At 61.6% G+C, this 15,156-nt stretch carries 12 protein-coding genes; 1 reads left to right on the forward strand and 11 read right to left on the reverse strand.

The features are described 5' to 3' along the window. Positions 1 to 144 precede the first annotated feature (144 nt). From ndk to AB0O97_RS16270, 7 genes are all read right to left on the reverse strand, one after another. Positions 145 to 561, reverse strand: a complete 417-nt coding sequence (gene ndk / locus AB0O97_RS16240; protein WP_363840058.1) for a nucleoside-diphosphate kinase — start codon at positions 559 to 561, stop codon at positions 145 to 147. Between the two features lie 43 nt (positions 562 to 604). Next, a complete protein-coding gene (locus tag AB0O97_RS16245) occupies positions 605 to 1,069 on the reverse strand; it encodes a DUF4233 domain-containing protein (protein WP_363840061.1) in 465 nt (154 codons plus the stop codon). A 1-nt stretch (position 1,070) separates the two neighbouring features. Next, positions 1,071 to 2,453 carry a Mur ligase family protein gene (locus AB0O97_RS16250; RefSeq protein WP_363884033.1) on the reverse strand — a complete coding sequence of 461 codons (1,383 nt, stop codon included), beginning with the start codon at positions 2,451 to 2,453 and terminating at the stop codon, positions 1,071 to 1,073. After that, the gene (gene ileS, locus AB0O97_RS16255; protein ID WP_363884035.1) at positions 2,454 to 5,729 is read right to left on the reverse strand and encodes an isoleucine--tRNA ligase; all 3,276 of its coding nucleotides are present in this window, start codon (positions 5,727 to 5,729) and stop codon (positions 2,454 to 2,456) included. Positions 5,730 to 6,104: 375 nt separating this feature from the next. Continuing rightward, positions 6,105 to 6,872, reverse strand: coding sequence for an SDR family oxidoreductase (locus tag AB0O97_RS16260; protein ID WP_363884037.1), 768 nt, complete (start codon positions 6,870 to 6,872; stop codon positions 6,105 to 6,107). 16 nt (positions 6,873 to 6,888) lie between these two features. After that, positions 6,889 to 7,233, reverse strand: coding sequence for a DUF488 family protein (locus tag AB0O97_RS16265; protein ID WP_363840073.1), 345 nt, complete (start codon positions 7,231 to 7,233; stop codon positions 6,889 to 6,891). 214 nt (positions 7,234 to 7,447) lie between these two features. Then, positions 7,448 to 7,924, reverse strand: coding sequence for a MepB family protein (locus AB0O97_RS16270; RefSeq protein WP_363884096.1), 477 nt, complete (start codon positions 7,922 to 7,924; stop codon positions 7,448 to 7,450). A gap of 58 nt (positions 7,925 to 7,982) precedes the next feature. On the opposite strand from AB0O97_RS16270, the gene valS reads away from it, so the two are divergent. Beyond that, positions 7,983 to 10,604 carry a valine--tRNA ligase gene (gene valS, locus AB0O97_RS16275; protein WP_363884039.1) on the forward strand — a complete coding sequence of 874 codons (2,622 nt, stop codon included), beginning with the start codon at positions 7,983 to 7,985 and terminating at the stop codon, positions 10,602 to 10,604. A gap of 93 nt (positions 10,605 to 10,697) precedes the next feature. On the opposite strand, the gene AB0O97_RS16280 is transcribed toward valS, so the two are convergent. The 4 genes from AB0O97_RS16280 to AB0O97_RS16295 form a co-directional block, all read right to left on the reverse strand. Beyond that, entirely contained in the window at positions 10,698 to 11,510 is an 813-nt protein-coding gene (locus tag AB0O97_RS16280) for an SGNH/GDSL hydrolase family protein (protein WP_363840082.1), read from the reverse strand. Positions 11,511 to 11,515: 5 nt separating this feature from the next. Continuing rightward, positions 11,516 to 12,877, reverse strand: a complete 1,362-nt coding sequence (locus AB0O97_RS16285; RefSeq protein ID WP_363840085.1) for a UDP-glucose/GDP-mannose dehydrogenase family protein — start codon at positions 12,875 to 12,877, stop codon at positions 11,516 to 11,518. Beyond that, the gene (locus AB0O97_RS16290; protein ID WP_363884041.1) at positions 12,874 to 14,019 is read right to left on the reverse strand and encodes a glycosyltransferase family 1 protein; all 1,146 of its coding nucleotides are present in this window, start codon (positions 14,017 to 14,019) and stop codon (positions 12,874 to 12,876) included. Before AB0O97_RS16290 ends, AB0O97_RS16285 begins: the two co-directional genes overlap by 4 nt. A 463-nt stretch (positions 14,020 to 14,482) precedes the next feature. Continuing rightward, entirely contained in the window at positions 14,483 to 15,109 is a 627-nt protein-coding gene (locus AB0O97_RS16295) for a DsbA family protein (RefSeq protein ID WP_363884043.1), read from the reverse strand. Positions 15,110 to 15,156 lie beyond the last annotated feature (47 nt).

Consider the following 15,156-nt stretch of genomic DNA (forward strand, 5'->3'; position numbering starts at 1 on the left):
CGCCACCGCCCTGATCGGCGTGGTGCAGACGTGGATGACCACCAAAATGGGCCAACGGATCATGCACACCCTGCGCACCAGGCTCTTCACGCACCAGGTTCCCGGGAAATCGTGCCAGCGATTTACTGGGCCGGCGAGTGGGGACTAGGCGAACCAGATGCCGATCTCACGCTCGGCGGACTCTACGGAGTCTGAGCCGTGGACCAGGTTTTGCTGCACCTTCAGGCCCCAGTCGCGACCGAAGTCGCCACGGATGGTGCCCGGAGCGGCGGTGGTGGGATCGGTGGTGCCAGCCAGTGCGCGGAAGCCTTCGATGACGCGGTGGCCCTCGAAGATCGCGGCAACAACCGGGCCGGAGAGCATGAACTCAACCAGAGGCTCGTAGAAGGGCTTGCCCACGTGCTCCTCGTAATGTGCCTGCAGCTGCTCGCGGGTGGGGGTGACCTTCTTCAGCTCAGCCAGGGTGTAGCCCTTGGCTTCGATGCGGGCCAACACGGCACCGGAGAGGTTGCGTGCCACGCCGTCGGGCTTCACAAGGACAAGAGTGCGCTCAATGCTCACAGATAACTCCAATAACTAGATAAAAAGGACGATCAATAACAGCTTACTTGGACGGCTCGTCCGGGGCAGGTTCTTCCGGTGCAGACTCTGCGGGATGGGCTGCATCCCACTCGGCCTGAGCCTTGGCCCGGACAGCGTTCTCACGATCAATCTTGGCACCGCCGAACAGGGCATACCACCAGGCGACCGCGAAGAGCACGCCCACTACGAACATGGAGGGCTCCCAGAAACCGCCGGCGATCAGCAGCAGTTGCAGGATCCAACCAAAGGCTACGCCCCAGGTCTTGCGGACCACACCGCAGGCGAGGATCAGCAGCACAGCCAATACGGCGGCAGCGATGAGATAAGCCGGGTTCTTGTCCTTGAGGCCGAACAGTGCCAGGCCCAAGAACAATGCCACGAAGGCCTCGAGCATCAGCACCACCGAGGCGAACATGGTCTTCGTGGAGCGCAACTTCTTGGGCGTATTAGGCCGCCATTCGCGCTGGGCCTTAGTCAGTTTTGCCATGTCAGGCGCCTTCCTTTTCGCCGGGGCGGCCCAAGAGGATCCGGGCCTCGCCCACCAGGGTGATGGAGCCGGTGATCAAGACGCCGCCGGCGAGGTCATTGTTGGCTTCGGCGCGTTCAACGGCCCACTCGATGGCGTCGTCGAGCTTCTCGGCAATGTGAACGTCTTCCTCATCCCAGCCTAGGTCGACGGCGAGTTCGGCCAGTTCCGCGGCCGGGATGGCACGCGGGGAGTTGGACTGGGTCAGGCACAATTCCTGCGCTTCATCCCCGTACGCTTCCTTGAGGGAGTTCAGGATTTCCTCGGCGTCCTTTTCGACTAGGACACCCAGAACCACCACGAGCTTGCTGAAGGCAAAGGACTCCTGCAGTGCGGCGGCGCTGGCGGCAATGCCTGCCGGGTTGTGCGCAGCATCGACCACGATGGTGGGCGAGGTGCGCATGACCTCAAGACGGCCGGGTGAGGTGGCGGCGGCGAAGCCTTCCTGGACCAGCTCGTGGTTGAGTTCCTTCTCTCCCCCGCCCAAGAATGCTTCCAATGCCGCAAGTGCGACGGCGGCATTCTGGGCTTGGTGTTCACCGTGCAGCGGGAGCAAGATCCCCGGGTAGCGGCCGGCCAGACCCTGCAGGTCCAGCTGTTGCCCACCCACGGCAACTGTGCGTGATTCCACACCGAACTCCACCCCTTCAAAGCGGAAGTCGGCATGCTTTTCGCGGGCTTTTTCGAGGATGACCTGGGCAGCATCCTGTGGCTGGGCGGCGCTGATGACGAACGCGCCTTCCTTGATGATGCCAGCTTTCTCCTCCGCGATGAGGCCGGTGGTGTCACCCAACAGCTCGGTGTGGTCGAGGGAGATGGGGGTGATGACAGCAACTTGGCCATCTCCCACATTGGTGGCATCGGTGATGCCGCCCAAGCCGACTTCCATGACGGCTACATCTACCGGCTGATCGGCAAAGATCGCGAAGGCGAGGATGGTCAGGCACTCGAAGTACGTCAGGCGGTTTTCGCCCGCTGCTTCGAGTTCGGCGTCGACAATCTCGAGGTAGGGGCGGATTTCGTCCCAGATCCGCACAAACGTCTCGTCGCTGACGGGAGCCCCGTCAACGCTAATGCGTTCGGTGACCTTCGTCAGGTGCGGGCTGGTGTAACGGCCCGTGCGCAGATCGTGAGCCAGCAGGCCACATTCGATCATGCGTGCCGTGGAGGTTTTTCCGTTGGTTCCGGTGATGTGGATGATGGGGAACGCCTTGTTGGGGTCACCCAAAATATCCATGGCACGGACCAAGGGAGCCAGACGCGGTTCCATCTTGTTCTCCGGGGCGCGGCCCAAGAGTTCGGCGTATACGCTCTCCACCGAGAATTCGTCGTGGTTAGCAGTCATCTAAGACACTGTCCGTTCAACTGTGATGGTGGTTTCAACGTCACCGGGGATGAGTTCAAGCTTCAGTGTCAGGGTTTCACTCTTGACCAATTCAGCGTTGGCATGCAGGGCGTCGATGATGTCCTGCGGGGCGCTGATGATGGTGCGAATCCGGTCGCTGACCTGCAGGCCGGTGTCTTTACGTGCCTGCTGGATGGCACGGACCATATCGCGAGCCGTACCCTCAGCCTCGAGCTCGGGGGTCAACTCGGTGTTGAGCACCACGAAGCCGCCACCGGGCAACATCGCAACGGCACTCTTGCCGCCGTCGGCCGCGTCGGCAACAACTGTCTCCAGCGTGTACTCGGACTCTTCCAAGGTCAGTCCGCCGGCCGTGACGACACCATCGGTGACGGACCAATCGCCGGACTTGGAGCCCTTGATGGCGAGCTGGACGTTCTTGCCCAGGCGGGGTCCAGCGGCACGGGCGTTGACCACGAGCTTCTGGGAGATGCCGAACTCTTCCGGGGAAGCGACAGTGGCATCAACGAAGCGAACATTGCGGATATTGAGTTCGTCCTTAACGATGTCAGCGGCAACACTCAGGTTGAAGTTGGATGTGACGACGGTCAATTCCTGCAGAGGCTGACGCACCCGCAGGTTGGCAGCCTTGCGCAAACTCGAACCGATGGAACAAATCTGGCGTACTCGGTCCATGCCTTCAGCCAAGTCCGCATTAGGCAGGAACAGGTCGGCGTTGGGCCAGTCGGTCAGGTGCACGGAGCGCCCACCGGTGAGACCGCGCCAGACTTCCTCGGTGACCAGCGGCAGCAGGGATGCGCCGACGCGGCACACTGTTTCCAGTGCCGTGTAGAGCGCGTCGAAGGCGTCCACGTTCTCGTCAAAGAAGCGGTTGCGGCTGCGGCGGACGTACCAGTTGGTGAGCATGTCGAAGTAGCTGCGCAGGGAGTCGCAGGCGGCGGAGACGTCATACTCGTTGAGCTTGGCTTCCACCTCGCGCACCAGGTCGCCGGTGTTGGCCATCAGGTACTGGTCCATGGGGTCGGAGTAGTCGTCGTAGCGCAGCTTGGCATCGTAGCCCTTGCCCTCGTTGGCGGTATTCGCGTAGAGGGTGAAGAAGCTGTAAACGTTCCACAGCGGCAGGATGACCTGGCGGACACCCTCGCGGATGCCCTGTTCGGTGACCACCAGGTTGCCACCGCGCAGGATGGGGCTGGCCATCAGGAACCAGCGCATGGCGTCGGCGCCGTCGCGGTCCAGCACCTCGGAAACATCCGGGTAGTTGCGCAGGGACTTGGACATCTTCTGCCCGTCGGAGCCCAGGACGATGCCGTGGCTGATGACGTTCTTGAACGCCGGGCGGTCAAAGAGTGCCGTGGAGAGCACATGCAGCATGTAGAACCAGCCGCGGGTCTGGCCGATGTACTCGACGATGAAGTCGGCCGGGTTATGGGTGTTGAACCAGTCCTCGTTCTCGAACGGGTAGTGGACCTGGCCGTACGGCATGGAGCCGGAATCGAACCAGACATCGAGCACATCTTCCACGCGGCGCATGGTGGACTTGCCGGTGGGGTCATCCGGGTTGGGGCGGGTCAGCTCGTCGATGAACGGGCGGTGCAGGTCCACTGCGCCTTCCTTGTTCAGGGGCAGGCGGCCAAAGTCGGCCTGCATCTCGGCCAGGGAACCGTAGACGTCGGTGCGCGGGTATTCGGGGTCGTCGGACTGCCACACCGGGATGGGGGAACCCCAGTAGCGGTTGCGGGAGATGGACCAGTCGCGGGCGTTGGCAATCCACTTGCCGAACTGGCCGTCCTTGACGTTGCCGGGGATCCAGTTGATGTCCTGGTTCAGCTCCACCATGCGGTCCTTGAACGCGGTGACTTCCACATACCAGGAGGAAACGGCACGGTAGATCAGGGGTGTGCGGCAGCGCCAGCAATGCGGGTAGCTGTGCACGTAGCTGGCCTGGCGGACCAGGCGGCCGGCGTCCTTCACGACGCGCGTGATGGTCTTGTTGGCGTCAAAGACCTGCACGCCAGCGATCTCACTCAACGGGCCGTTCGCAAACAGGGGCAGGAACTTGGCGCCCTCATCGATCGAGAGGACAACGGGGATGCCGTACGCCTCGCAGACCTTCTGGTCCTCTTCACCGTAGGCCGGAGCCTGGTGGACGATTCCGGTACCGTCGGTGGTGGTGACGTAATCGGCCAGCAGGAACTGCCAGGACTTAGCGGTGCCGTACTTCTCGTCGTCGGCAAAGTAGTCCCACAGGGGCTCATACTTGAGGCCTTCAAGCTGGGCACCCGTGTAGCTGGCGGTGACAGCGGCAGTCGCGGCAGCACCGTCGTCGTACCCCAAGTCCTTGGCGTGCGCGGCAACGAGGTCCGCGGCGAGCAGGAACTTCCCGGCCGTGGCGCCCAGAGTGACCCCATTGGGGCCAACAGGCACAACGGCGTAGCTCACCGCAGGTCCCACGGCAAGGGCCTGGTTGGTGGGCAGGGTCCAGGGCGTGGTGGTCCAGGCGATGGCAGCGACGCCGGCCAACTCCTGCGAGATGGCCGATTCGCCAGTCAGGATGGGGAAGGTGACGGTGACTGTCTGGTCCTGACGGTCCTTGTAGACGTCGTCATCCATGCGCAGCTCGTGGTTGGAAAGGGGCGTCTCATCCTTCCAGCAGTACGGCAGCACACGGTAGCCGTTGTACGTGAGCCCCTTGGAGTGGAGCTGCTTGAAGGCCCAGAGGACGGACTCCATGTACTCGACGTTGAGCGTCTTGTAGTCGTTGTCGAAGTCCACCCAGCGGGCCTGGCGGGTGACGTATTCCTGCCATTCGCCGGCGTACTTCATGACGGAGGAGCGGCAGGCGTCGTTGAACTTGTCGATGCCCATGGCCTCGATCTGGGCCTTGTCCGTCATGCCCAGCTGCTTCATGGCTTCCAGCTCAGCGGGCAGGCCGTGGGTGTCCCAGCCGAAGCGGCGCTCCACGCGGTGGCCGCGCTGGGTCTGGTAACGGGCTACCAGGTCCTTGACGTAGCCCGTGAGCAGGTGGCCGTAGTGCGGCAGGCCGTTGGCGAAGGGAGGGCCGTCGTAGAAGACGAACTCGTTTGACCCATCTTCACCGGCATCCCGGGCATCAATGCTGGCCTGGAAAGTGCCGTCTTCGTCCCAGTACTTCAGGACGAGTTCTTCCACCTTCGGGAAATTCACGGAGGAGGGAACGTGCTTGGATTCGGCGTGGAGGCCGGCGGCGGCAGAGGCCTTCGGGAAGTGGGTCATCACATCATCCTGGTTGTGGGTGTTCAGGTTCAGGATGCAAGGACGGCTTGCGCCGCGGTACCACCTCGCTTACCGTCCCTTCGCCTTTCGACTTGCGTCGAGGGCGCTGGTGCGGCCGCTCATTAGCTGCTGTGACGGGCTTACCCGTCCGGTTCTACTTGCTTTGCGGGGCGCGCGGCGTTCTTCCGGAAGCTCACCGGTGATAGCCGGGTCGAAGCTTTGTTCCTCATTCTACCGGATACTTGCGCGGGGCTAGGACTGGAGCGGCCTTCACCGCCCGCCCTTCACCGACCCGCCCTTCATCGACCCGGGGGAAAAGGCTGCTTTGAGCGTTCTAAGCGACCAAAGCTCACTGTCAATGCGGGGCAGAGTCGGCTAGCGGCGAATTACCTTGTGTGCTGCCGCCTGGGCCACCGGACGCATGACGATCTGGTCCAGGTTGATGTGATGGGGAAGCCCGACGGCGTATGCCACCACCTCTGCCACGTCCTCCGCAGTCAGTGGTTTCTCAACACCTTGGTAGACCTTCTCTGCGGCTTCTTGGTTGCCGCCGAGCCGGTTAACGGTGAACTCATTGGTGTGCACCATTCCGGGGGCCACCTCGATGACGCGGATGTTGTGCTCGGCTTCCTCCAAACGCAGGGCTCCGGTCAGTGCGTGCTGGCCGAACTTGGCCGCGTTGTAGCCGGCGCCGCCCTCATACGCTGTGTGCCCAGCGGTGGAGGTCAGGTTTAGCACCGTGCCGAAGCCGTGGTCGCGTAAGTCTGGAAGGAAGGCCTTGAGGACATTCAAGGTGCCGAGCACGTTGACTTGGAACATCCACTGCCAATCCTCCTCCTTGGCGTGGGCCACACTGTCCACACCGCGAGCGCCACCGGCAATGTTGATCACGGTGTCCACACCGCCTGCTGATTTGAATGTTTCGCTAGCGAAGGCATGCAGCCGCTCGATGTCCTCACTCACGGTGACGTCGGCGGTGAACGGTAGGGCGCCAGTTTCTTGGGCCAGCTGAACCAGACGGTCCTCGCGTCGGGCTACGGCAATCACGTTCCAGCCGTTGCTACGGAGTTGACGGACTGTGGCGGCACCGATTCCGGAGCTAGCGCCGGTGACAATTGCATTCTTGGAAGTGTTTTCAGCCATGGAACAAATGTAGCCGCTATGGGGCCGCATTCAGGAAGTCGAGCAGCACGGCGGCCTGGTTTTCATGGTGGTCCTTGGCCCCGTAGAGCAGCACCACTTTTTCGCGGTCTTTGATGACTTCCCGCAGCTCTGCGACGGCCGGATTGTGCTCCAGCTCCGCTGTGTAGTCGTGTTGAAAGGTCGTGAAGTGTTCCGGCACATGGCCGAAGGCGTTGCGTACCTCTGTGCTGGGAGCGACTTCTTTGAGCCAGAGGTCCACTTTGTCCTTCTTGACGCCCCGGGGCCAGAGCCTGTCGACGAGGACGCGGTACTCCCCCGGGTCCGGCTCCTCATAAACACGCAAAATCCTGATTGTGCCCATATTTGCATCATAGCCCCGGTGCGTGGGGGCGTCAGGGGCCCGGGCTGCCGGTTCCCTGAACACATACGCACCACTCAACGCCAGTGGTGCGTGTACGTGAAGTTCCCTGAACACATACGCACCACTCGTTGTTACTGGTGCGTATGAGCATCTAGACGCACCAGTAGCAACCAGTTCTGCGTATGTGTGAAGTCATTCAGGCGGGCACGCCCAATCAGGCCGCGTACAGCTCCAACACCCGGGCCGCGGGCGCATCCATCGGCAGAAAGTACTCGCACTGCCATTTCTGAGTCCGCTGAGCCTGCGCGCTGGTGGTCACTACCTCTGGCGGATAAACCCGCATGGCGCGTTTGCCTCCCTTGCCATCAATTGACACCACCCCGTGGCGAGCCAAAACGGCAAGGGGGAACACGAACTGGCCCAGCCCCGTGCCCAGGCCGGCGTGGATGATGAACAGTTCAACGCCGTCGTCCGTGTCAAAGGGGCGGATAGGCCCTTCCAAGGAACGCTGCCACAGCGTGACGAACTGGCCCAGCTTGGTGGGCGTGGTCTTGGCTTGGCGAAACACGGCGAGCCGACCGCCCAGAAGCAGGGTGTGCGCGGCGTACTCGGCGCTCTCTGGTTCAGGCTGAATCTGGGCATATTCCAGCGCGGCCGCCTGCCACAGGGTGCTTGCTTGAAGAGGAATCATCACCTGCCCATTAAGGGACGAATCTGGGTTCCATGGCAACTCATGAAAGAATTGCTCCATGGCTGAAAACATTCCGGGCACAGACACGCCCGCACCCACCACAAGCAACGTTCCCGACAAGCCCGTTTTGGAGGGACTGGAAGAGTCTCTGACCAAGCGCTGGCTGGCAGAGGGCACCTACAAGTTTGACCGTGAGACCACACGGGAGCAGGTGTACTCGATTGACACTCCCCCGCCGACGGCGTCGGGCTCCCTGCATGTGGGTCACATGTTCTCCTACACGCAGACCGATGTGCTGGCCCGCTTCCAGCGTATGAACGGCAAGAACGTCTTCTACCCCATGGGTTGGGATGACAACGGTCTGCCCACCGAGCGCCGTGTGCAGAACTTCTACGGTGTGCGTTGCGATCCGAAGTTCTCCTATGTTGAGGGCTACCGTCCCCCGGCCACGCCGGCTAAGAACCAGCGCGACTGGGATGTCATTTCCCGCAAGAACTTCATTGAACTGTGTGAAGAGCTGGCTGTTGAGGACGAGAAGGTTTTCGAGCACCTTTTCCAGACTTTGGGCCTCTCTGTTGACTGGGCGCTGACGTACCGCACCATCGATGATCATTCACGGGCAGTTTCGCAGCGCGGCTTCTTGGAGAACCTGAACGCCGGCGACGCCTACATGGCCGAGGCTCCCACCCTGTGGGATGTCACCTTCCGCACGGCTGTTGCGCAGGCAGAGCTGGAAGACCGCGAAATGCCGGGCGCGTACTACCGCTACCCGTTCTTCGCCGAAGACGGCACCAAGATTTACATTGAGACCACGCGTCCGGAACTGCTGGCAGCGTGCTCGGCGCTGGTGGCTAACCCGGATGATGAGCGCTACAAGCCGCTGTTCGGCAAGAAGGTCACCTCACCTTTGTTCGGTGTTGAGGTGGAGGTCCGTCCGCACGCCCTCGCCAAGGCTGACAAGGGCTCCGGCATTGCCATGGTCTGCACCTTCGGTGACTTGACAGACGTTATCTGGTGGCGTGAACTGCAGCTGCCCACCCGCGCCATTGTGGGCCGTGACGGTCGTATCCTGGGTGAAACTCCTGAGTGGATCACCACCGAGGAAGGCCGCGCCAACTACGCAGCCATCGCCGGCAAGACCGTTTTCAGCGCCAAGGAAAGCGTCATTGCGATGCTGGGCGAGGCCGAGCTGATGGATGGCGAAGCCAAGAAGATCATGCACCCCGTGAACTTCTTTGAAAAGGGTGACAAGCCCTTGGAGATTGTCTCCTCTCGCCAGTGGTACATCCGCAACGGTGGCCGCGACGAGGAACGCCGCGAACGCCTGATCAACCGCGGCAAGGAAATTGAATTTCACCCCGCGTTCATGCGTTCGCGCTTTGACAACTGGATCTCCGGCTTGAACGGTGACTGGCTGGTTTCACGCCAGCGCTTCTTCGGCGTGCCGGTTCCCGTCTGGTACCCGTTGGATGCCGACGCTAACCCGGATTATGATCACCCGATCCTGCCCAGCACCGAGATGCTGCCGGTTGACCCCGCAGCAGATGTTGCTCCGGGCTACACCGAGGATCAGCGCAATGTTGCCGGCGGTTTCGTGGGCGACGCCGATGTACTGGACACCTGGGCCACCTCCTCGCTGACGCCGCAGATTGTGGGCGGCTGGGGCGTTGATGAGGACCTGTTTTCCAAGGTCTACCCGTTCGATTTGCGTCCCCAGGGCCACGACATTATCCGCACCTGGCTGTTCTCCTCCGCAGTGCGCGCCGACGCTCTGCAGGGCAGCGCACCGTGGAAGCACGCAGCGATCTCCGGTTGGATCCTTGACCCGGACCGCAAGAAGATGTCCAAGTCCAAGGGCAACGTGGTGGTCCCCACCGATGTGCTCAACGACTTTGGCGCCGACGCCGTCCGCTACTGGGCCGCCTCCGCCAAGCTTGGTGCCGACACGGCGTACGAGATTGCGCAGATGAAGATTGGCCGTCGTCTGGCCATCAAGCTCCTGAACGCCTCCAAGTTCGTGCTGAACTTGGGCGCCACGGAAGCCAATGTGCTCGCAGCCGACACCGCTGTGCTCACCAATCCGCTGGACCGTGGCCTGCTGGCCCAGCTCTCCGAGGTTGTTGTTGCATCTACGGCTGCGTTTGAAAAGTACGATTACGCCCGTGCTTTGCAGATCACCGAGAGTTTCTTCTGGCACTTCACCGACGACTACGTTGAGCTGATCAAGGATCGCGCCTACGGTGCCTCCGGCGAAGAGGGCCAGGCTTCGGTGCTGGCCGCCCTGGCCACCACCCTTGATTCGCTGCTGCGCTTGTTCGCACCCTTCCTGCCCTTCGCAACGGAGGAAGTGTGGGGCTGGTGGCGTACGGGTTCGGTGCACCGCGCACCGTGGCCCGCCGCTGTTGGCGTGGACGACGGCGACACCTCCTTGCTCGCGACGGTCGGGGATGCTTTGAGCGGGATCCGTAAGGCCAAGTCCGAGGCCAAGGTCAAGCAGCGCACTCAGGTGCTCGCCGCGACTGTGACAGCTAGCGAAGTTGAGGCAGCTCAGTTGAGGGCCGGTTTGGGCGACCTCAGGGCCGCCGCCAATGCGCTGGAACTCACGGTTGCCGTGGGCGAGGGCGAACTGACCGTGTCCGACGTCGTACTGGCGCCCGCTGAGGAGCCCGTCCAGGCTTAAGCAATAGCGCCGGACCAGGCTCAGCCGGAATCAGGCTCAGCCGCGATCAGGAACGCTGCATCACTTTTTGGTGGTGCAGCGTTCCTTTTTGCATCAGTGGTTGACCTTCTGGGCCAACTTCTTGAGGCCTTTCTTGGGCGGGACGCGGACGGGCTGAGGCCACCGCGGCGCAAGCGAATCGCCCAAGGTGGTGCCCCGAATTTTTCGACCGATCAGGGGTACCACCCACTCTCTGACCCACAGATAATGCCCGTGACCGCGCTGTTTCCATGTGGGCGTGGGTGGGAGCTTTTTCTCCTTGAGCATGATCGAATGTGAGACTTCCAAGATCTCCAGCACATGGGCGGCCAGGTACTTGTGCCCACGTTTAGACATGTGGAGCCGGTCCGAGCACCACATGCGCGGGTTTGCGTAGGCGTCCAACGCGGCATAATCCACCACGGTGGCCCCATACTTTGCCGCGATCTCCTTGATGCCCGCGTTGTAGGCGTGGTTCTTTCGACGGAGCGGGGTCAGCAGCGGGGAGACTTCCACGTCGTAGCCGGTGAAGAGCAACAGGGTGGCCCCGGATCCGGCCAACTGTGACACCAAAAATTCGTAGTGCTCCAGGATCTGAGTGATCGAGGTGCCCACGTCCATGACGTCATTGCCACCGGCATACAGCGTAATCAGCGTCGGCTCCATGGCGATTGCTGCTTCGATCTGCTCGGCGACAATGTGGCGTAGCCGTTTGCTGCGGATAGCTAGGTTCGCGTACTCCCAGCCAGGCGTATCGTGGGCAAGCGCCTCTGCCACGCGATCTGCCCAACCCTTGACCCCATTGGGCAGGTGCCTATTGCTATCGCCGACCCCTTCCGTGAAGGAGTCCCCCAACGCGACATATCTGCCCGGGATGCTGTTCTCCACGGCTCCTAGAGCGCTGCCTGCGGCCGCGGCGTCCGGGCTGAAACGGCCCCGCTTGCCTCCGTGGCCCGGCCCACACCGTGGTAGTCCCATCCGGCGTCGCGCCACTGCGCACCATCCAAGGCATTGCGACCATCCAGCATGACGGGTCGCTGCACAAGGGCAGCCGTGTTGGCCGGGTCGAGGGCGAGGAACTCGGGCCAGGGAGTCAAGAGCAGAACCAATTCTGCGCCTGCCAAGGCCCTCTCAAGGTCGCTTTCAAACGTCAGCTGCGGGTATTGGAGCCACGCAGTTTCCACTGCCTGCGGATCAGTCACGGTTACCCTGGCCCCTTGGTTTGCCAGCTGGGAGGCCACATCCAGTGCAGGGGAATCCCGAATGTCATCGGTGTGCGGCTTGAAGGAGGCGCCCAGAACAGTGATGGCCCGTCCCTTGACCGAACCACCCAACAAACGCACACCGGTTTCGGCCACGCGATACCGCGCATCGGCATTCACGCCATCAACGAGAGAAAACATCTCATCGAGCGATTCCACACCGTGCGCTTGTGCCTGGGCGCGGAAGGAGCGCAAATCCTTGGGCAGACAGCCGCCACCAAAGCCCACACCGGCCTGAAAATATCTGCCACCTATGCGTTCATCATGCCCCAGAGCCTGCGCTAATTGCACGACGTCGGCCCCAGCCTCTTCGCAAAACTCACCCACTGCGTTGATGTAGGAAAGCTTCAAAGCCAAGAACGCGTTGGCGGATACTTTGATCAGTTCCGCTGTGGCGAAGTTGGTGATGATGCGCGGTGTACCGCGTGCCAGCAGCGGAGCGTAGACGGCGTCTAGGGCGGCAGCCCCTTGGGCCCCAGCGGTCCCATCTTGGGCGCCGTAGACAATCCGGTCCGGGATCAGGGAGTCTTGGACGGCGCTACCCTGACGCAGGAACTCGGGGTTCCATGCCAGCACTGCCTCCGTGCCAACGAGCATCTCTTGGATCCTGGCCGCGGTTCCAACGGGTACAGTCGATTTCCCCACGACCACTGCGTCGGGGCGCAGATACGGAATCAGTGATGACACTGCTGCCATCAGGAAGCTCAGATCACTTTCGTTTCCTGTCTTGGACTGGGGTGTGCCCACGCACAGGAAGTGCACATGAGCTTCAGCCACCTGTGCCGGGTCCGTGGTGAAGGTGAGGCGGCCGCCGTCGTGCCCTTCTTGCAGAAGCTTTTCCAGACCGGGTTCATGGAACGGGGTGATGCCCGCGGCCAGCTGGGCGATCCTGGCAGCGTCGGTGTCTAGCCCGATAACCTCGTGCCCCATGGCGGCCAATGTGGCGGCGTGAACGGTGCCCAGGTAGCCGGCACCAATGACTGAAACCTTCATTTTGTTCCTCTGAGTTCGGCGGGCACAGCAGCACCCGCGGCTATGGCGTGACGGTAATGTTCCATGAGTTGATCCACCACAACGGACCAGCTGCGACCCTGCACTTGAGCGAAGGCGGCTGCGCTAAATGCTGCGCGTTTGGCATCATCACCCATGAGGTCTAGGGCGTACTCGCGCAACTCGTTCAAGTTCCCCGGTGTGTAGAGCCAGCCCGTGTGGGACGAGTCGACCAAATCGACGGGCCCACCACGACCCGTTGCGACCACGGGGACCCCCGACGCCATGGCTTCCTGAATGGTCTGACAGAAGGTCTCCAACTCGCCCGGGTGGACAAAGAGATCGAAGGAGGCCATGGCGCTCGCGAGGTCCTCGCCGCCAAGAAAACCGGTGAAGTGAGCCCGCGGCAGGGCCGCTTCCAGCGCTGCCCGCTGCGGGCCTTCCCCGACGATGACAACGGTGGTATCGGGGATATCGGCCAGCACGGACAGGTCCTGCACCTGCTTCTCCAACGCGAGCCGGCCCACGTAACCAATAATCTTGGTGCTGTTGGGGGCGACCTTGTTTCGGAAGGCAATACTGCGCTTGTCGGGGTGGAAACGATCGGTGTCCACGCCTCGGCGCCACAGTTCCACGCGCGGAATCCCTTGGCCGCGCAGTTTGTGCACGGAATCCGTAGATGGTGCCAGTGTTGTGGTCGCCGTGGTGTGGATGCGTTCCACACGCTGCCACGCCCAGTTTTCTAGGTAGGGAAGACCGTATTTGCCGGCATATCCGGGCACATCGGTTTGGTAGATCGCGACGCTCGGGATCCCCAGGGCAGCAGCTGCTCGGACGGCCCTCCAGCCGAGCACAAAGGGAGAAGCTAGATGGACCACGTCCGGTTCGAACTCTGCCAGAAGGGTCTTGATTCGGCGCACCCCGCCGAGGGCTACCCGAATGTTTGGGTACCCGGCCAGCGGGACGGCGGGCAGTCGCCTGACCCTTGCGCCTTCAACCACCGCGGGTACTGCTTGCGTGCTCGATGGGGCGATGACCAGGACGTCGTCACCGCGCGCGTCCAAGTATTGGAGGATTTTCAGGAGTGAATGGGTGACCCCGTTCATTTCCGGCAAGAATGACTCAGCTATGATGGCAATCTTCACGTTTTAACCGTGACGGGTTGAGGTTGCCACCACGGGCCGTTGCAGGAACAGCACGGTGAAGACTAGGTGAACTGCTGCTTCTACCTTTGGGCAAAGGGGAAGCCCCATCGGCTTATTGCCGTCGGTGGGGCTTCGACTTTCATGCCGCGTGTGACGAACGCGGTCTGGTGGATGCTAACGATTTTCAGGACAGTCACCGCGTCACCGGTGCTAACGAACCTTTACGAGCGTCCCGCCGAAGCAGTGCTCAATGATCATAGGTTCAGTCACTGAATTTTTTTAGTTTCTACCAGCCCTTTCCTTGGCGGATTGGGTAAGAACAAGTATGCGCCTGTGGCCGGACACAGGCAAGGGCAGGTGGAGAAGTTTTTTGAGAAACTTTTCCACCTGCCCTCAGGCGTACAAGTTGCGAGCTAGCCAGGCAACGGACGGGACACAAATGCCATGTCCACTTGACAGGTGTTTAGCCGAACTGCGGGTCTTCGGTGCGGCTGCGCTTGATCTCGAAGAAGTACGGGAAGCTGGCCAGTGTCACTGTGGCGTCCCAGAGCTTACCGGCTTCCTCGCCGCGCGGGATTCGGGTGATGACAGGGCCAAAGAAGGCCGTGCCGTCGAAAGCTACGATCGGCGTACCGACATCCTGGCCAACCTTGGAGATGCCTTCGCTGTGGCTGGCCCGCAAGGCTACGTCATAGGCGTCGGTGTTTGCGGCAGCTGCCAGTTCTGCCGGCAGACCTGTTTCGGCCAAGGACTTGGCGATGACGTCGGCAATGTCCTTGTTTCCGTTGTTGTGGATCTGCGTGCCCATGGCGTCATACAAGGGTTTGATGACTTTTTCACCGTGTTCTTGGACGGCAGCAATGATGACGCGGACAGGACCCCAAGCCTTTGCCAGGCGCTCTCTGTAATCTGCCGGAATATCCGCGTTATTCTCATTGAGCACTGCCAGACTCATGACATGCCAGTTGACCGTGATGCTGCGGACCTGCTCCACTTCACCGATCCATCGCGAGGTAACCCAGGCAAAGGGGCAGGTGGGGTCAAACCAGAAATCGGCCGTTTCGGGTGCAGTCAAAGTGCTTTCAGACACGTAAAAATCTCCTTGGTAGAGCATGGATTCCAGCAACTGAGCGGGCC

The organism is Specibacter sp. NPDC078692 (assembly GCF_040686835.1).
GTDB lineage: Bacteria > Actinomycetota > Actinomycetes > Actinomycetales > Micrococcaceae > Specibacter.

What these genes read in the sequence shown, in the direction of transcription:
- AB0O97_RS16245 (WP_363840061.1), bottom strand. Translation starts at nt 1,069, where the DNA reads ATGGCAAAACTGACTAAGGCCCAGCGCGAATGGCGGCCTAATACGCCC.
- AB0O97_RS16250 (WP_363884033.1), bottom strand. Translation starts at nt 2,453, where the DNA reads ATGACTGCTAACCACGACGAATTCTCGGTGGAGAGCGTATACGCCGAA.
- ileS (WP_363884035.1), bottom strand. Translation starts at nt 5,729, where the DNA reads ATGACCCACTTCCCGAAGGCCTCTGCCGCCGCCGGCCTCCACGCCGAA.
- AB0O97_RS16260 (WP_363884037.1), bottom strand. Translation starts at nt 6,872, where the DNA reads ATGGCTGAAAACACTTCCAAGAATGCAATTGTCACCGGCGCTAGCTCC.
- AB0O97_RS16265 (WP_363840073.1), bottom strand. Translation starts at nt 7,233, where the DNA reads ATGGGCACAATCAGGATTTTGCGTGTTTATGAGGAGCCGGACCCGGGG.
- AB0O97_RS16270 (WP_363884096.1), bottom strand. Translation starts at nt 7,924, where the DNA reads ATGATTCCTCTTCAAGCAAGCACCCTGTGGCAGGCGGCCGCGCTGGAA.
- valS (WP_363884039.1), top strand. Translation starts at nt 7,983, where the DNA reads ATGGCTGAAAACATTCCGGGCACAGACACGCCCGCACCCACCACAAGC.
- AB0O97_RS16285 (WP_363840085.1), bottom strand. Translation starts at nt 12,877, where the DNA reads ATGAAGGTTTCAGTCATTGGTGCCGGCTACCTGGGCACCGTTCACGCC.